Raw genomic sequence first — 16,578 nt, 5'->3', positions numbered from 1 at the left:
AAAAAATTGATGTCAAAAAAATGTCGCTGATATTTACTCAAAGTTTAGATTTTTAAGTTTTGGGGCCCTAAATGTTGTAAAAATCACCACAAGGAGTGTCATTGTGCCACCGAAAATCACCGAAGGTACGACCCCCATAATCTTCGCAGCGGTCCCTGACTCAAATGCACCAATCTCATTAGAAGAACCAATAAACACAGAGTTAACAGCAGAGACTTTTCCTTTCATATCAGGAGGCACAAGAGTCTGCATAATCGTTCCACGGACAACGACAGAGATGTTATCGCAAGCACCACTCAAAGCGAGAATGAAGACTGAAAGGTAGAAGTTCTTTGAGAGTGCAAAAATAATCATGCACACACCAAAACCAAACACAGCAAGCAGCAGTTTCTTTCCAGTATTTTTCACGGGAGGCCAGTAGATATTAATGGCGGCCATAATAAACGACCCCGCACTTGGTGCTGCTTTTAAAAAGCCCAGACCTTGAGGACCCACTTTTAAAATGTCGTTAGCAAAGATTGGAAGAAGAGCGACAGCTCCACCAAATAAAACAGCAAAGAGATCCAAAGAAAGAGCACCTAAAAAAACCTGATTCTTAAAGACGTAAGAGATCCCCTCTTTAATTGAATCAAGCATTGGTGCGCGTTTTTCTTTTGTCATTAAATGCGGTTTCGGCGAAATAAAACTAAATGAAATGATTCCACAAAGAACCAATGCACTCACTACCAGGTAAGCGTCGTAACGAATATAAGCGAATAAAAATCCACTCACTCCTGCTCCTAGCATATAAGCAATTTGCCAGATAGTTGAACTCCATGAAGTTGAGTTGACATAAATTTCTCTCGGTACACATTCAGTTAGAATAGAGAACATGGAAGGAGAAAGTGTTCCGCGGGCAAGGCCGGTTATCGCAATCACTACATAAAAGAGTGAGAGCTGTTGATTGTTATCAGGTACCATGTGAGTGATGGTGTAAAGGCCAATACCACTTAACATCACGACAAAGAGACATGAGATAACAATTTTCTTTCGGTCGTAAATGTCGGCATAGTGGCCGGCAAACAAAGTCACCGCAAAGTTTGGCAGGATTTCCACCAGGCCAATCATCCCCAGAGACATCGGGTCCTTGGTGATCTCATAAACGTGCCAGCCAATACTAACCACCTCAATCTGAAGGGCTATCGCCAGGAAGATCCTGGTTAATATGTAGAATCGGTAATCGGGGTATCTGAGTGCCGCGTATGGGTCTTTTTTGGTTAGAATCGGGGTATTCATATGAGTATTTCCGCCTACTTAGCAGGCTCCATGAGAATTTGCTATACTGTATATTAGCCAAGGCTTTTGATCCAGTACAATTTTTAACATAAGCCACCCTTACGCCGATACGACTAGCATGAGTAAAATGGGGAATAACTTTTTTTCAGTTTCTTTTGATCTGATTTTATTGGATAAATCGATTCCCTATGACCTTTACGTCAACTCTTCGGCCTCTTCAGAACGTGAACGCTTCGTTCGCATCTATCCAAAAAACGACTTATTAAGTTTAGAGGACCTGAAGCTATTTAAGAAAAAGTACTTTCAGCTCTACGTGCATGAATTCCAGCGCGAAGACTATTTAAAGAGTTTAATTCAAATCAGCGGTGTCGCTGATACGACTAAAACTGAAGTTATTAAATCATCAGCGATTCATTATCTCGATAAACTCTTTGATAAAGATAAAGAGTTTACTACAGAGCTTCTTTCAGAAACTATTTCTGAGTGTAAAGTGGCGGTTGAATCAATGGTTGACGTGATTAAAGACTACGACGTCTCAAAGCTTCAAGGGCTGATTGCTTCTTTAAGCTTCCACGACTTTTATACTTACGATCACTCGATTAACGTCTCGATGTATTGCATCTCTCTTTATAGAGCGGCAAAACCAAATGCGACAAAAGATGAAATTGTTATGGCCGGTCTTGGCGGTCTTCTTCATGACATTGGTAAAATTAAAATTTCTACCGACATCATTAATAAACCAGAGAAACTTTCAGACGAAGAATTTAATATCATAAAAACTCACCCGGCCTTCGGGTTTGAGCTTCTGGCAGAAAATCCATGTGACTGCGAAGGTGTCGACTTCAACATCATTAAGCGTGTTGTGTACGAACACCACGAAAATTTCAACGGCAGTGGTTATCCGAGAAAACTCTCTGGAGCAGACATTCACCTGCTTGCCCGCGTAACAGCGATTGCTGACTTCTTCGATGCCATTACGACGAAGAGAACTTACCACGAAGTGCTTTCCACAGAAGACGCCATCACGGTTATGGCCAAAACTGTTGGGAAAAAACTTGACCCACAACTTTTTGAAGTATTCACAAAAAGTGTGAAGCAGTTAGTGTTCAATGGAAAATTAAATAAAGAGCTTCCTGAAGACTTCGATCCATGTCAGCCGCAAAACGTCTTACCTTTTAGAAACCCAAGAGGATATAAGGTAGAAGGATTCGGTGCTGGAGATAAGCCCCAGTCGTTTGGAAAAATCAAAAAGAAAGTCGGATAGAATGCACAAGCATTCCCTAAATATCCATTCCCTTAATCAACTCTTCAACTTGTAATTTTGTATTGAAAACGTGGAACGATAGACGAATGTTCCCCTGACGAACAGACACGTCGATATTGCGTTCTTTGAATTCTTTTTCAAGCGCAATACTGTCTCCACTCACCGACTTCATACACACAATATTTCCCATGTGATCAAGAGGAGTAACTAGGTTGTATTTCTTCTTCGGGTAGTTCGCTAAAAAGTAATCTCTGATTTCAGCATTGTACTTTCTGATGTTCGAAAGGCCAATTTCCTGAAGGAAACTTAGACTTCCTTCCAGGCACCCAGAACAAAGAAGATTGGCCGCCTGTCCTCTATCGTACTGACGAGCACCCGGAAGTGTTTCAGTTGTATAGTCCAGCAGGTTGTAAACTTGTTTTGAGTTCGGGCTTAGAATCCAGTTAGCATTTAGATGGTAAATTGAATCCTGTGCTCTCTGGCTGAAATAAGCAAACGCATGCCCGTAAGGCCCAAGCATCCACTTATATGAAGAGACTGTCAGGACATCAATGTATGAGAGTTCTTCTGCCGTAATTTCCATTCCCCCAAGGGCCTGAGTGGCATCAACAACAAAAAGAATGTCTTTTGATTTTAGGAATTTTCCAATTGATACCAGGTCCATTTTTTTACCGGTATCAAACGTCACGTATGACATGTTGAAGATTCTCGTCTGAGGCTTAAGGTTTCTCTCCAGCCAATCAGGAGTGGGAACCACTTCGCTTCCCAGGTCAATCATATCGAAAGTGAATTTATTATGCCTTTGGGCCAGCATCCACGGAAGGATGTTAGAAGGATAATCCTTATTAATCGCTGCGACTCTGTCTCCATTTTCGAAGATAAATCCATTCGCGATAATATTGATAACATCAGACGAAGATGTTGAGTGAGTGATCATGTCCGGAGAGACTTGAATAAGTTCAGCAAACTTCACGCGAAGTTTTTCTGAAATACTCATCCAATCATCGTAAGCATAGAACGACGGATCTAATTCGCGGTTCATCGCTTTCGTGATGGTTTCTTTCGCACGAATAGGACTAGGCCCGAAATAGGCCGAGTTAAAATAAAGTGTCTTTAAATGTGCGTACTCTTGATCGATTAAGTTTCTGGTGGCCGCGTCCATGATGCCGCCCTTTCTTACTTCGTCGCAGGCGTAGTTGCTGGCGCCGTTGTTTCTGGTGCTGCTGGTGCCGTTGTTGTTGGCGCTGGAGCTGTTGTAGCATCAGAGTTTAATGGACGAGAAACTGGAGCCTCAGAATCCAGGATTGATTTTTGGAATTTTGAATCCTGAAGACGAGCGAGGTAGATTGAGTTAGCAAGGAATAAGAAAGCTAGAACACCAGTGATTTTTGTCATGATGTTTCCGCGAGTTGAACTCGACATGATTGATTCAGAACCAGCAGCAGTCATTAATCCAGCTTCAGCACCTTTACCGAATTGAAGTAAAACAGTGATGATAAGTAGAACTGAGATAATTGCTTGAAGTACCATTAATGCTGTAGTCATGAACTTTTGTCCTTAAAAAAATAAATGTCCTAAATAGATAACAAAATTGCCGTGTTTTTCCAATTATTTTAAGAGTTTTGGCTAGATTACGCTAGCACTTGTACACAGTTGCTTGAAATCCTTCGCCTTTAGACTCGCCCCGCCAACAAGCGCACCATCAATATTCTCATTCCTTAGCAACGAGTCAATATTATCTGGCTTCACTGACCCCCCGTAAAGGATTATGGTCTGCTCAGAGTTTTGAGTGAGTTTTCCTCTGATGAAAGCGTGAACTTCTTCGGCCTGTTCAGCTGTCGCTACTTTTCCAGTACCGATGGCCCACACTGGCTCATAAGCAATTAAGAGTAAGTGCGCTTTATCTGCCGGGACATTTTTTAATCCAACAGCAAGTTGCTCTTCGATCACTTTGAACGTTGTATTTGATTCGCGCTCTTCCAGTGTTTCACCAACACAGTAAATAACTTTTAAGTTGTGTTTCAAAGCAGCCAATACTTTTTGATTTAAGATTTCATTGTCTTCTTTAAAAATAGTGCGTCTTTCAGAGTGACCAATGATTACAAACTCCACACCCATATCAGCTAGAGCGGCCGGAGAAATCTCACCTGTGAATGCGCCTGAATCAGCATGTGAGCAGTTTTGTGCTCCAACTTGAATCGCACCAGTTGTAAAAGCGATTTCTTTTAAAATAGGAATATGCAGAGACTGAGGAGCAATCCACGCCTTGCACTTAAGCTCCATTTTCATTGCAGTCATCTGAATAAAAAACTCGCTGATCTCGTGCAGAGTTTGGTTCATTTTCCAGTTACCGACGATGTGAATGGGTCTTGATTTCATAAATAGTTTCCTTGTTGTCCAAACTCTTAAATACTAAGTTATATGTTTACTCATTACAGACGAAATAAAAACAGTCCACAGGACTGTTTTTTCGGTCAACTTTTCCAGTTGCCGACAATGTGAATTTCGCGCTTCTTCATAGATAATTCCTAAGTAATAATGTAATTCTAAGTGATAACCCAAATAGTACCAAAAAACTAGACAAAGCAAATTTATTAATCGGATAATTTTAGCCATGACAGCAGAAGAAATCCACAAGCAGATTGTTTTGCCCGCGATTGCAAAAGCTGAGCGCGAAATTCCCAATCTCAACTTCAAAAGCTTCAACGACACGACTCCACTGTATGGGCCACCCGGCGCAGTGCTGGATTCGCTCAATTTAGTAAGTTTTGTTTTCCTGCTGGAAAACTTCATTGAAGGTCAGTTCAAGAAAAAAATTGAAATCACTACGGCCGATGTTCTCAACGGAGACAGACCGCCCTTTGCCAACTCTCTGGCCCTGAGCGAGTTTCTCGCGGAAAAATTAAAGTAAATGGAAGAGCTATACAACAGCTGGAAGCATTCATCTAAAATCTTCAATATTTCCGAGAGTGGGAAAAAGACTTACGCCGACTTTTTCAACGATCTGGAAAAAAGCCGTGAGCACCTGAAAAAGATCTTCGCCCATACACAACTTTTTGTTTTAGAAGCTTCGAACGATTACCAAACCTACGTTAAGTTTGTTTCGTGCCTGCTGGAAAAGCACTGCGTGTTTATGTCGGCAACTTATCAGTTTGTCGATCCAGAATTCCGGATACTTTTAGAAAATGAAACTCAATCGAGTTTTATCTATATCGCTGCAGAGGAAAGCTTTAATGACATTTCAAATGCCAGTGCGACTAAAAATCCTATTATACTCCAAGCTATCCAAGATAAGCTCTCTCCTTTTTTAGTCAGAACATCCGGGACGTCTGGAAATAAATTTAAATTTATCTGCCATAGTGCTGAAGCTTTCGTTAGAAAGTATCTCCAGGTTCAAAATCATTTTCAAACAACCATGGCCTTTTCTCCTGCTGATACAATCGCAGGGATTGAAACGTTAATGGAAGCGATTACTCATCAAAATATTCTGGTGAGCGATAGAGAAAAAATGACTCCGTTAAAGGTTTCAGAGTTGATTGATAAAGAGCAGATTGATTATTTTCAAACGACACCTAGTTTTCTTAACTTAATGCTGATCTCCAAGGCCTTTAGTCAAGAAAAGATGAAAATGCTAAAGAAGATTGCTTATGGTTCTGAGCCCGCACTTTCATCTTATTTGCTCGCAATAAAAGAAGCTCTTCCTCATATTGAATTCAAACATACTTATGGAATGAGCGAGATTGGAATCCTCTCAACTACGACTGATCAAAGCGATCCTGCACGCTTTAAATTCAATCAAGACATTAATGACTTTAAGATTGAAGAAGATGCTCTCTTTATTAAAACAGAAACCAGAATGCTGGGTTATCTCAATTACGTCAATCAAGCGCCGGGTTGGTTTAAAACTGGCGACGCAGCCGAGCTCGATGGCGATGGGTATATCAAGATCCTTGGCCGGACAGATGATCTGATCAATCTGGCCGGAAGGAAGTTTTACCCTTATGAAGTAGAAGACCTGCTCATACGTATTGAAGGAGCAGAAGATATCAGTGTGACGGCAGAGAAAAATGCACTTATTGGAAGTGTGATTGTCGCCAAGTTTTTACTTGCCGCGGATTACGATGAACAAGATTTTAGAGAAAGACTTAAAGTATTTTGTGAAACACAACTGCCAAGTTTTATGTGCCCGCATAAGATTTTTGTCACACGCGAGCCTTTTATCACTTCTCGTTTTAAAAAGGACAAAAAGATATGATGTATTCGACTGTCCGATTTATTTTTTATACGGCCTTTGTTCTCCTGGCCCTCTACTACACTCCGAAGAGATTTAAACTATGGTGCGTTTTTCTAGCGAGCATAATCTGGTATTTAAACTGGGGCGCTCTATGGTTTAATATCTTTGCAGGGATTATCATTTTTAATATTGGAATACTATTTGTGATTAAAAAGCGTTCTGATAAAAAATTCTTCCCTTATATAGTCGGACTAAATATTTTTATCTTTGTCCTTTTGAAAGTCCTTCCCGAGTTCATACGTTTCAGGACTCCTTACGGCACCAGCTTTTTTATGCTGATTCTTTTAGGGATGATTATTGATTACTGGAGAGAAGAAACACCAATTCAAAAAGAAGATATTCTTCCTGCGATGGTCATGCCTTTATTTTTCCCTGTATTAATGGCCGGCCCTATTGAACGCAGGAAGCATTTTTTTTCTCAGTTAAAAACAATCCCACCTTTTTCATTAAATAACCTGGTCGATGGTATTCTTATTTTCAGCATTGGGTACTTAAAGAAATTTCTGATTGTTGATCCGTATAGCAGATCAGTTTTAAGTAGCAGTGGAATAGATAATTTTATTTACCAGGGATTGCTCGATACATTTATCACTTACGTTTTATTTTGCAGCTACAGTGAAATGGGAAGAGGTTGTGCCAAGGCGATGGGAATTGACCTGGCCATCAGCTTTAGACCATTTTATTACGCTAAAAACCCCAATGAATTCTGGCAGCGCTGGAACATTACGCTGGGAACATGGATGCGAGACTACGTCACTTTTCCGGCGATGTTTAAATGGGGGCGAAAAATCAATCCTGATTTCATCATCCTTTTTTCTTTTCTCTTAATGGGATTGTGGCACGGGATTGGATTAAATTGGTTATGCTTTGGTCTCTTAAACGGACTGGCCATTTATGCCTTTAACGTTTCTCAGAGAAAATGGTCTCTGCCTGGGATCGGAGTCATCTTATCTGTTTCTATATGGGTTGGGAATGGTCTTTTTCAACACAAAGACTTCTGGCACAGAATGACTCGCTCTTTTGAACTTATTCCTGAACTGAGAGCCTACGACATCAACTTGTCCTTATTTTTAGCGGCCGTGGGTCTGTTATTTGTTTTTGAATTCATTCAGGAAAAGAAAAATAAAAGTGATTTTTTTACCAGCTGGTCTCTGTGGATCAAAGTGGCCCTTGCTGTCCTTGTTCTCTTTTATTTCGGATGGAAGCTCGACGACAACTCTCTTATTCAGACTTATGATCTGCCACCTGTCTATTTCAGGATTTAAAGTTTTTTATATCGCTTGATGCATTCTTCAACGTGCAAAAAATCTTCGTGGTGAAAATCTGTAATAAAAAATTCGTATCCGTAATCGCTATACTTCTTTAAAAGCCCTGCGCACTCATCGTAGCTTCCCACTATAAAAGGTGCCGAGGTCCAGAAGTTTTTCATCGCTGTTAAATTAAAATCATCTCTTTCTTCCGGGTTATTCTGCAGATAATCTTTCATCCACTGGCTCCAGGAAGTCTCGTGTCCTCCTAAGACCATATCAAAAAGCATCTGCCCCTTTCTATCTTGTGGGTAAAGCTTCAGCATGCTGGCCTGTGCTTCTTCATTAGTTGCCTTGGCACAAATCCCCAGCAAGAGCCCTTGAGCCTCTCCTTCACTTTTTTTCATTTCACTTAGGGGCTTAATACCTTTTACGTAATTGCCGGACAGTTCTGGCGTTGTGGCCACACCAGAATAAAACAATTCAACATCCCCCTTTAAAGGAGGAAATAACTTTGCATCTGTAACTTGGTAATATTGGCCTTGAAAACTGCCTGTTGTTTTCTCTTTAAAGAAGTCTTTAAGAACATTTGAAAAATCTTTTAGACGAGAAAAGCGTTCAGTAAAACTTAGTTCATCATGAAGAGCACTCATTTCATTCGGGAATGACCCCGGTATCATATTGAGGGCCATTGGCCTTGCATAAAAATCCTGTAGTGATGCAAGTTTCTTCACAATGTGAAAAGGATGCTGGTGAAGTGGATTCACTGCAATCAATGGATGAAATTCAGGGTTTTTTTCCATTGCCCTTTGGGCCACAACCCATGGATCAAGACGCTTATCACCTAATGTAATAAGAGTGTACTTAAAAAATTCTTTTTTCGTTTTACCGACATAATGATCAAACTGTGAATGAAATCCTTTTTCATCACGACGGTCATTTGATGGGGCGACATTAATAAAAAAAGTTTTTGTCATGCATTTACCTAATTATGTTGAGCTAGGATCTTCGTCATTTCATCACCGAGCCATTCGCCATAAAGCCTGTAGCCATAAGATGTTAAATGGGCCTTATCCCACCACATATTCCCATTTTTGATATGATCGTCGCGATTGAGGTATGGATTGGGATTTAAGACAATTAATCCAAACTCTCGCGTCCAGCGATCAGTCATTCCCTTTTCTTTTAAAGAAGTCTGCTCTTCCATTGCCTTGCTAAAAAACAGCAGATCGAGCTTTACCTCACTATTAGTTCTCATAAAGCTCTCGGGATTCTTTTGAAGTGAAAGATAAATGGGAGTGACTCCCATTGGAGTGACTTCTTTCAAAAGTTTATTAAACTCGCGGTCCTGCTCTGGAATAACTGAAAAATCTGTATTTTTTGTTAGAAGTAGATAATTAATTTTTTCTTCCTGCACTTTCTTTAAAATGCGCTTGCGATCTGCTCTATATGAAAACTGATCGATTGAAAAATTGATGCTTTCAAGATTATAGCGATCCTTAACTGACTCATAAATTCTTTTATGAGCCACATTCATAAAACCATCACCTGGATGAGTGACTCCACTGCTATAGCTAAAACTCGCCCCAACTAAACCAATTTTTACCGTGGGCTTGCCATTATCAAGGGCCTTAATCGCTCCACGTTCTTTGATTGACCCGCACTTTTCATTAAAACAGTAAAAGTAGCTTGACTCAAACTTTGATTCACCAAACCTCGCAACAAAGGAATGAATATCAGAACTCTTCCCCCCCAGGCCTCATACCAGGCCTTAAAAACCCTGTAGCGTCCAACCTCAAAATCGTAATCTTCTTCAGCCAAAGATATTCCTCTAATCCTTCGAGTCGCGAGCTTCTTGTCACTCCAGTCACTTTCAAGCCTTGAGAAATAAAGGTAGTCAAAGGCGAGCCATAGACCACCCAGAAGAAACATAAAGGACGTGCAAAGAGCAAATGACTTTGAATATTGAATGTCTCTCAGCTTTTTTATAACGAAAGCAATGATCAGAGCTCCTGCTAAAATAATGAAGAAGTGACCAATGAAATGTTTTTCATAATCGCGGTTGTTTTCAAGGGAGGTCCCAATCTTAATTCCCGAAACATCCAATGCTTCAATATTCGAGACAAAGGCCCCGCGCATTCCGGTTTTAAAACCAAACTGGGCCCACTGGAAATGGTCATTGAGAATGACTGTTGCTTTTTGCCCATCGACAAAAAGAGTGATGCCTTCTTCACTCTCTTGCACTTTAACTTGAATTTTTCCCGATGAAGGGAGATCAATATGAAATGCCTGAACAGTTAAAAAATCTCCTTCGCGCTTACTGTGATAAGACATTGAAGAAAAAAGCGAACTGCGGCTTAAACGAAAAGCTGTCAGATTCTGATCAGTGACGTTAAAGATCACATCAAGGTAAGAATTCAGCGGGATTGAAGCATCAAAGCTCAAAGAAGAAAGTTGAACGGCCTGAACTGAATTAATTTCATTAGCGCCATAACCAGCTCTCAAATTCAATTGATTGCCCGCAATGTTCGAGCGCGAAAGTGCTGAGCCGGTAGAGCCCATCATGTTCGACGTAATCATTTGGCTTTTTAGGTTATACCAATAGGGATTGTTAACCATGTAGGTCTGTGAGATATGCAGCGACTTCGTCCATGCCCAGGCAGCAAGAAACACACACAGAATTCCTGTGAGCCAGTAATTATGAAAAATGTCTTTTAACTTTTTCACAAAACTCTCCGCTTTGCCTTTTTTGTGCTGATAGTATTAAATACTTCTCCAGCTCCTTATTCATTTCATGGCTCAAAACTGGTCTTTGAATTTTTTCTTCTCTGGCCAGAGTGAAACACTCTCCAATATATTTTTCGATGTTTTTCACATCGCTAAAATAATGAATTAATTTTATTTTTTGAGCTTCGACCACATCAATTTTATCACCGTTTGTTGAAAGATGTTCAAATTCCCTCTCTCCTATTTTGCTTTTTAAAATAGGTGTGATGATTCCCGGGATAAGCCCCCATTTTTTCTCCGGCAAAGAAAACTGAGAAAATTGATCGCATACCACTATGTCACTCGCGGCGACAAGCCCCATTCCTCCACCAGAAACCTGTCCTTGAACCTGGCAGATAACTGGGACACGGCATTTTAAAATCTGCTGATACATGCTTTTAACTTTGGCCATGTCTTGCAAATTTTCTTCTGCACTTAATTCACAGGCGCGCTTCATCCAGTTCAAGTCGGCACCAGTGCAAAAGTTTTTCCCTTCTGCGCGCAGAAGAATAGCTTTAGCCGATGATGTGACATGAGAAAAGGCACTCGCAATTTCCTCCGTCATATTAGCATCGTAACAATTCCCTTTTTCAGGATTGTTTAAAGTAATGAAGTAAATATCTTTTTCTTGGCGAGTTAAAACGTGTTTCATAATCACCAGGTTACGAGGGCCATTTCAATTGTAAGCCCAGGTCCCATGGTGATCATGATGCCGTAATCACCTTTTTTAACACTCCCTTCATTCAGAAATTCCTGATAGGTAAAAAGAAAACTGCCACTGGAAATATTGCCGTAGTTTTTTAGAATCGTGCGCGTATGACGAAGATCTGTTTTTTTAAATCCTAGTTTCTCTTCGATGCCATCAAGGATACTCGCGCCCCCTGAGTGAACAATCCAATGAGAGATGTCTTCTTTTTTTAATTTAAAACGCTCTAAAAGAGCACTCAGTGGTTTTTCTACTTCTCGGGCCAGAAACTTTGGAGTCTCTTTGTCGATAAAAAAGCGGTAGCGGTTTTTCTCTTCATCCCAATCAAAACGCAGCATCGAAAGTGAACCAGGGATTAAGTAACTTTCAAATCCTAAGATCGAAGCCTTTCCACTCTCTTCTTTTTGTTCAACCAAAGCAACGGCCACACCGTCTCCAAAAAGGCTATTGACCAATGCCGTGCTCTCGCTTTCATCTAGTGTATAAATCGACGAACAAAGCTCGCAACAAACGAGTAAGGCCTTTTTCTCTGGGTTATTATTCGCCCAGCTTGCCACTGCATTTAAACCGTTTAATCCGGCATTGCAGCCCATGCCGACAATGTCGAGTCTCTGTGTATTGTTTCTGAATTTTAACGGCTCTAATATAAGCGCAGAGAGCCCTGGGACAAGAAAGCCGGTTGAAGTCACGCAACAAATGTAATCAATGTCTGAAGGTTTTAGACCTTTTTGTTTTAGAGCCTCTTCAACGGCAACACCGATAAGTTCAATGGCATTCTGTTTAAACTTCTCACGAAGGTTAAAGACAGACTCTTCAGCAAAATCATTTTTAGACAATGTCAGGTAGCGGTTTTCAATATGCTCGTGTTTGAAAAAGCGTTTGGATTTCTCGCTCGTCACATTCATAAGAGCAGCGATTTCATTCTGAGAGAACTTATTTTGGGGATGTGATAAACCGAGTGAAAGAATTTTAGGAGTGGACCTATGCATTGCCTTTTACCAGAATGTCGTTGTGTTCTAAATATGAAACAACTAATTCTGCTAAAAGGCAATAATAAGACTAATCAATACCGAATTTAAGAGCTTGAATGCCAGGAAGAGTCCCGTTTTCAATATACTCAAGAGAGGCCCCACCACCTGTAGAGATGTGAGACATTTTGCTCGCAAGACCTGACTGGTTTACAGCATTAACTGAATCACCACCACCTACAAGAGTGAAGGCATCTAGTTCTGATAATGTTTTTGCAATCCCTAGTGTTCCTTTTGCGTATGCTTTGTTTTCAAAAAGACCCATTGGACCATTCCATAGAACAGTCTTAGCGTTTCTTAAGTAATCATTGTAGTTAACGATTGTCGATGGACCGATATCCAGACCGATTAAGTCTTCACCAATGTTTGTCTGTCCTACTTCAACCGGGTCTCCACCAAAAGTTAGAGAGCACAGGTGATCACTTGGAAGAACGATTTTGTTTTTAGATGGCATACCAAGAATTCTTTTTGCCAGTGCCACATCTTCGTCTGAACAAAGTGATTTTCCAATCGTGTGACCTTGAGCTTTTAAGAACGGGTAGGCCATTGCCCCACCAATAAGAAGTTTATCAACAGAGATAAGAAGCGCTTCGATAATTTTGATCTTGTCGCTTACTTTTGCTCCACCAACAACTGCCACGAATGGTTTCTTTGGATCTTTTACGATGCGATCAAGTGATTCAACTTCACGCTTCAGAAGAAGTCCGCCGTAAGCTTTATTCTTGAAGAATGCATTGATCTCGTAAGTTGAAGCGTGCTTTCTGTGAGCGGCACCAAAAGCGTCGAACACAAAAACGTCTCCGTAAGTTGAAAGCTGACGAGCGAATTCGCGGTCATTGCTTTCTTCTTCCGGGTGAAAACGTAAGTTTTGAAGTAGAATGATTTTTGATTCATTCAATCCAAGAAGCGTTTTGATTCCACGGTCAAGTGCCGTTTCAGTCAATGTCACTTCCATTCCTAACTTCTCTGCCAGGCATTTTGCTACTGGTTCAAGAGAGTAAGTTGGATCAATCTTTCCTTTTGGTCTACCGAAGTGACTCATCAGGATAACTTTTTTTGCTCCAGCCTCAAGGATCGCCTTGATCGTCGGGATCGCTTCATCGATTCTTGTCGTGTCAGCAATAACCGTTGGATCTTTTTTATCCATTGGGACGTTGAAATCAAATCTCGCCAGGACTCTTTTGTCCTTAGCGAGTGTTTTAAAACTTTCTTCAGTAATAAATTTTAAGGCCATGGATTATAGTCCTTTTGAGCCGATGAACTTAACAAGGTCAAGAACACGGTTTGAGAATCCAGCTTCGTTATCGTACCAAGAAACAACTTTTACAGTGTTTCCAATTACGTTAGTTAAAGAAGCATCTAAACATGAAGAGTGTCTCATTCCCATAAAGTCTACTGAAACTAGTTCTTCTGTTTCGTAACGTAGAATTCCCTTAAGAGAAGTTTCTGAAGCTTCTTTTAAAGCAGCATTGATTTCAGAAGCACTAGCAGGCTTCTTAAGAGTTGCTACGAAGTCAGTTAAAGAAACGTTTGGAGTTGGAACGCGGAAAGAGTATCCATCTAGTTTCCCTTTTAGTTCAGGAATGATTTCCCCTACAGTCTTAGCTGCACCTGTAGTTGTTGGGATAATCGACATAGCAGCGGCACGTGCTCTTCTTGGGTCAGAGTGTGATCCATCAAGAAGCATTTGGTCTGATGTGTATGAGTGAACTGTTGTCATGAATCCAGTTTCAATTCCAAATTTTTCGTTAAGAACTTTTACGATTGGAGCAAGACAGTTTGTTGTACAAGATGCGTTTGAGATCACGTGGTGTTTAGAAGCATCGTAAATGTTGTGGTTAACTCCCATTACGAAAGTTGCATCAAGTCCTTTTCCAGGAGCACACATGATAACTTTTTTAACAGTTCCGTGCATGTGTTTTGAAAGACCTTCTTTGTCTTTGAATACACCAGTTGAATCGATAACAACTTGAACACCAAGTTCTCCCCATGGAATTTCTGATGGGTCTTTTTGCGAGTAAAACTTCAGAAGTTTACCGTTGATGCTTAGGCTATCACCTTCAAGGTGAACGTCACCTTGAAACGGCCCGTGAACAGAATCATATTTTAGAAGGTGAACGTATTGTTCTGCTTTACCTGGGTTGTTAACTGCAACGATTTCGAATTCAGATTCATTACGGTTGAAGAACTCGCGTAAAACAGTTCTTCCGATGCGTCCCATTCCGTTAATACCAACTTTAATTTTAGTCATAAAAACTCCATGAAATATGTAGGCGTATAAAGCGAAAATTCGTCAATTTTTTATACTTGTAGAGAGTGTAGTGTAAAAGGTCAATGGAAGTTTTGACAGAAGTTTTTGAGAGGAAAATTAGACCTAAAAAACGCGCCGGGCAACTCCCGGCGATTAAGCATGATTTGTTTAAATAATGCGGGGCTTTCGCCCCGGAAATTGACTGAATTACTTTGCTTAGCGAGACAGTGAGCGCCCAATCGACTCAAAGAGCTCCTTGATCCACGAGAAGAACGACTTGAAGAGGCCTCTGCCCGTGTCATTAATTGATGTTTGAGGCTTCGAATCTACAACGATATCTCCTCCCCTTTCATCATTTTTCTTTTCATCTGAAACGTTAGGTTCGTTCTCAGCAAACTGAAGTTTTTTGTCGACCCCTTTGGAAATAAGTAATCTTTCAACAATTCTTTCAAGCGGAGCACCAAGCCCAGCGTAGACATTATTCATAACCGTTGAACTTCCCCCCGGCTGCCATGAATATCTTGGTGGCTTGGCCTGGTTGCAGACTTGTCCACGATAAAGGCCTGTTGGTTCACTAAGAACCATCGCCATTGTCGAGTTGTTTAATGGAGCTTGCTTTTTAAAATCCACAACCCCTGTCCCCAACTGCCCTGCAGTGGTGATCGGAGTTGTTGGTAAAATGTCACTATTCCAAGGAATACTCCCTCCGTGCAATCCTTTAGCTTCAGGATCACTACCATAAGAAGGCAGCGGAGTGATGAAGACGAGATTAGGCCTTATTCTTTCTTTTTCACAATAAATCTCGGCTTCAGAAGGGCTATATTCATACTCGTCGCAAAGACCAAGTGTATGCATATACTCGTGTAACATCGCCTTTGAGCTTGTTCCCGTCGTAATAACAGGGACACCGCCACCAACAGAGCTCGAACCACCCCACTTGCTTATATTCTTTACAATCATGGCCTGATCCCCACCGCGCTTGGCAGCAAGAGCCTGTATCTTGTTTGAATTTTTACAAGAGACAAGACGATCAATTCCATGCGTGCTTCCACAATCCAACTCATCAGGAGAAACGTGAACAATTTCAACTTCAATATCAAACTTGTTGAAAGGGTAAGTTGATTTAATCATCTCTGCGACTTCTTCTGATTTTTTTGTTACTGTTTCATCTGTGTAAATGACATACTTGTAAGCATGAGCTGACTGAGTCATTCCCATGACGAAAGCTGTCAGTACGATTTGTTTTACATTCTTTCTCATAACTACCACTTTATTTTTTGTATTTCGTAAGTTTTTTTATCTTCAAGCGATTCAATTTTATATTTTGTGATTGTTCCCATTTCTTTAGAGACCGGGAATTTTACGATGCGTGAGTTTGCATCTTGAGTGATCTTTGTTTTCGTAATTGCCCCAGGGTCTTTTTTATCAGTGAAGCCTTCATGAAAAACCATTGGATTTAAGAAGACGCGCTTGTCGTAAACAAGTTTATCTTCAGCGTTGTAAAGCCTAATGATGAAGTTAGCATTCTCTTCATAGCGACCTTTGTCACAGAATTCATCTTCCTTCATAAAAGCGCCATCGAGCACTGGTGGTGCTTTTTGTGCGATCTTAAAAATAGCGCTCATGCTCTTTCCACATATACCTAATTCTTTCTTTAGCTCTTGCCCAAAAGAAGATTCAGAATTAAAAAGAACAACCGATAAAAATGTGATTAAATACATTAGTTTTGACATGAAAATCTCCTTAA

At 40.6% G+C, this 16,578-nt stretch carries 17 protein-coding genes; 4 read left to right on the top strand and 13 right to left on the bottom strand.

The genetic code is table 11. The features are described 5' to 3' along the window. Positions 1 to 33 precede the first annotated feature (33 nt). A complete protein-coding gene (locus tag ACN20O_RS10910) occupies positions 34 to 1,275 on the bottom strand; it encodes an MFS transporter (protein ID WP_491633968.1) in 1,242 nt (413 codons plus the stop codon). Positions 1,276 to 1,393: 118 nt separating this feature from the next. Between ACN20O_RS10910 and ACN20O_RS10905 the strand changes: the two genes are divergently transcribed. Next, a complete protein-coding gene (locus ACN20O_RS10905) occupies positions 1,394 to 2,539 on the top strand; it encodes an HD-GYP domain-containing protein (protein ID WP_491633967.1) in 1,146 nt (381 codons plus the stop codon). 16 nt (positions 2,540 to 2,555) lie between these two features. Here the strand turns inward: ACN20O_RS10905 and ACN20O_RS10900 are convergent, their stop codons facing one another. The 3 genes from ACN20O_RS10900 to tpiA form a co-directional block, all read right to left on the bottom strand. Continuing rightward, positions 2,556 to 3,701: an aminotransferase class V-fold PLP-dependent enzyme gene (locus ACN20O_RS10900; protein WP_491633966.1), complete on the bottom strand. Its 1,146-nt coding sequence runs from the start codon at positions 3,699 to 3,701 to the stop codon at positions 2,556 to 2,558. A gap of 14 nt (positions 3,702 to 3,715) precedes the next feature. Further along, positions 3,716 to 4,084, bottom strand: coding sequence for a preprotein translocase subunit SecG (gene secG / locus ACN20O_RS10895; RefSeq protein WP_102242321.1), 369 nt, complete (start codon positions 4,082 to 4,084; stop codon positions 3,716 to 3,718). An 81-nt stretch (positions 4,085 to 4,165) separates the two neighbouring features. Next, on the bottom strand, positions 4,166 to 4,918 hold the full coding sequence (tpiA, locus tag ACN20O_RS10890) for a triose-phosphate isomerase (RefSeq protein ID WP_491633965.1): 753 nt from the start codon (positions 4,916 to 4,918) through the stop codon (positions 4,166 to 4,168). 235 nt (positions 4,919 to 5,153) lie between these two features. Here tpiA and ACN20O_RS10885 point away from each other — a divergent pair, with 235 nt between their 5' ends. Genes ACN20O_RS10885 through ACN20O_RS10875 form a run of 3 tightly spaced genes read left to right on the top strand, consistent with a single transcriptional unit; the run spans position 5,154 to position 8,098 of the window. Then, a complete protein-coding gene (locus ACN20O_RS10885) occupies positions 5,154 to 5,450 on the top strand; it encodes a hypothetical protein (RefSeq protein ID WP_102242319.1) in 297 nt (98 codons plus the stop codon). Continuing rightward, complete coding sequence (locus tag ACN20O_RS10880; protein ID WP_491633964.1) at positions 5,451 to 6,794, top strand: AMP-binding protein; 1,344 nt, start codon at positions 5,451 to 5,453, stop codon at positions 6,792 to 6,794. After that, a complete protein-coding gene (locus ACN20O_RS10875; RefSeq protein ID WP_491633963.1) occupies positions 6,791 to 8,098 on the top strand; it encodes an MBOAT family O-acyltransferase in 1,308 nt (435 codons plus the stop codon). Before ACN20O_RS10880 ends, ACN20O_RS10875 begins: the two co-directional genes overlap by 4 nt. Here ACN20O_RS10875 and ACN20O_RS10870 read toward each other — a convergent pair. The 9 genes from ACN20O_RS10870 to ACN20O_RS10830 all read right to left on the bottom strand — a co-directional run bounded on the left by ACN20O_RS10870 (position 8,095) and on the right by ACN20O_RS10830 (position 16,564). Beyond that, complete coding sequence (locus ACN20O_RS10870; protein WP_491633962.1) at positions 8,095 to 9,057, bottom strand: LLM class flavin-dependent oxidoreductase; 963 nt, start codon at positions 9,055 to 9,057, stop codon at positions 8,095 to 8,097. The two genes, ACN20O_RS10875 and ACN20O_RS10870, sit on opposite strands and share 4 nt — an antisense overlap. Before the next feature lie 8 nt (positions 9,058 to 9,065). Next, positions 9,066 to 9,617, bottom strand: coding sequence for a hypothetical protein (locus ACN20O_RS10865; RefSeq protein ID WP_491633961.1), 552 nt, complete (start codon positions 9,615 to 9,617; stop codon positions 9,066 to 9,068). A 65-nt stretch (positions 9,618 to 9,682) separates the two neighbouring features. Continuing rightward, positions 9,683 to 10,807: a hypothetical protein gene (locus tag ACN20O_RS10860; RefSeq protein ID WP_491633960.1), complete on the bottom strand. Its 1,125-nt coding sequence runs from the start codon at positions 10,805 to 10,807 to the stop codon at positions 9,683 to 9,685. Then, positions 10,779 to 11,498, bottom strand: coding sequence for an enoyl-CoA hydratase-related protein (locus ACN20O_RS10855; protein ID WP_491633959.1), 720 nt, complete (start codon positions 11,496 to 11,498; stop codon positions 10,779 to 10,781). Before ACN20O_RS10855 ends, ACN20O_RS10860 begins: the two co-directional genes overlap by 29 nt. A gap of 2 nt (positions 11,499 to 11,500) precedes the next feature. After that, complete coding sequence (locus ACN20O_RS10850) at positions 11,501 to 12,541, bottom strand: type III polyketide synthase (RefSeq protein WP_491633958.1); 1,041 nt, start codon at positions 12,539 to 12,541, stop codon at positions 11,501 to 11,503. Between the two features lie 70 nt (positions 12,542 to 12,611). After that, positions 12,612 to 13,814, bottom strand: coding sequence for a phosphoglycerate kinase (locus tag ACN20O_RS10845; RefSeq protein ID WP_491633957.1), 1,203 nt, complete (start codon positions 13,812 to 13,814; stop codon positions 12,612 to 12,614). A gap of 3 nt (positions 13,815 to 13,817) precedes the next feature. Continuing rightward, complete coding sequence (gene gap, locus ACN20O_RS10840; protein WP_491633956.1) at positions 13,818 to 14,831, bottom strand: type I glyceraldehyde-3-phosphate dehydrogenase; 1,014 nt, start codon at positions 14,829 to 14,831, stop codon at positions 13,818 to 13,820. A 216-nt stretch (positions 14,832 to 15,047) separates the two neighbouring features. Continuing rightward, positions 15,048 to 16,091: a hypothetical protein gene (locus tag ACN20O_RS10835; RefSeq protein WP_491633955.1), complete on the bottom strand. Its 1,044-nt coding sequence runs from the start codon at positions 16,089 to 16,091 to the stop codon at positions 15,048 to 15,050. A gap of 2 nt (positions 16,092 to 16,093) precedes the next feature. Then, complete coding sequence (locus ACN20O_RS10830; protein ID WP_491633954.1) at positions 16,094 to 16,564, bottom strand: hypothetical protein; 471 nt, start codon at positions 16,562 to 16,564, stop codon at positions 16,094 to 16,096. Positions 16,565 to 16,578 lie beyond the last annotated feature (14 nt).

Source organism: Bacteriovorax sp. As-1, from assembly GCF_058446905.1.
Note: the sequence above shows the minus strand (reverse complement) of the source record. Positions and strands in the feature narration are given on the sequence as shown.

Excerpts from the sequence above, each read along its gene's own strand:
- ACN20O_RS10835 (WP_491633955.1), bottom strand. The coding sequence starts at position 16,091 with ATGAGAAAGAATGTAAAACAAATCGTACTGACAGCTTTCGTCATGGGA.
- ACN20O_RS10880 (WP_491633964.1), top strand. The coding sequence starts at position 5,451 with ATGGAAGAGCTATACAACAGCTGGAAGCATTCATCTAAAATCTTCAAT.
- ACN20O_RS10845 (WP_491633957.1), bottom strand. The coding sequence starts at position 13,814 with ATGGCCTTAAAATTTATTACTGAAGAAAGTTTTAAAACACTCGCTAAG.
- ACN20O_RS10870 (WP_491633962.1), bottom strand. The coding sequence starts at position 9,057 with ATGACAAAAACTTTTTTTATTAATGTCGCCCCATCAAATGACCGTCGT.
- ACN20O_RS10855 (WP_491633959.1), bottom strand. The coding sequence starts at position 11,498 with ATGAAACACGTTTTAACTCGCCAAGAAAAAGATATTTACTTCATTACT.
- tpiA (WP_491633965.1), bottom strand. The coding sequence starts at position 4,918 with ATGAAATCAAGACCCATTCACATCGTCGGTAACTGGAAAATGAACCAA.
- gap (WP_491633956.1), bottom strand. The coding sequence starts at position 14,831 with ATGACTAAAATTAAAGTTGGTATTAACGGAATGGGACGCATCGGAAGA.
- ACN20O_RS10850 (WP_491633958.1), bottom strand. The coding sequence starts at position 12,541 with ATGCATAGGTCCACTCCTAAAATTCTTTCACTCGGTTTATCACATCCC.
- ACN20O_RS10875 (WP_491633963.1), top strand. The coding sequence starts at position 6,791 with ATGATGTATTCGACTGTCCGATTTATTTTTTATACGGCCTTTGTTCTC.
- ACN20O_RS10885 (WP_102242319.1), top strand. The coding sequence starts at position 5,154 with ATGACAGCAGAAGAAATCCACAAGCAGATTGTTTTGCCCGCGATTGCA.
- ACN20O_RS10900 (WP_491633966.1), bottom strand. The coding sequence starts at position 3,701 with ATGGACGCGGCCACCAGAAACTTAATCGATCAAGAGTACGCACATTTA.
- secG (WP_102242321.1), bottom strand. The coding sequence starts at position 4,084 with ATGACTACAGCATTAATGGTACTTCAAGCAATTATCTCAGTTCTACTT.
- ACN20O_RS10830 (WP_491633954.1), bottom strand. The coding sequence starts at position 16,564 with ATGTCAAAACTAATGTATTTAATCACATTTTTATCGGTTGTTCTTTTT.
- ACN20O_RS10865 (WP_491633961.1), bottom strand. The coding sequence starts at position 9,617 with ATGAATGTGGCTCATAAAAGAATTTATGAGTCAGTTAAGGATCGCTAT.
- ACN20O_RS10910 (WP_491633968.1), bottom strand. The coding sequence starts at position 1,275 with ATGAATACCCCGATTCTAACCAAAAAAGACCCATACGCGGCACTCAGA.
- ACN20O_RS10905 (WP_491633967.1), top strand. The coding sequence starts at position 1,394 with ATGAGTAAAATGGGGAATAACTTTTTTTCAGTTTCTTTTGATCTGATT.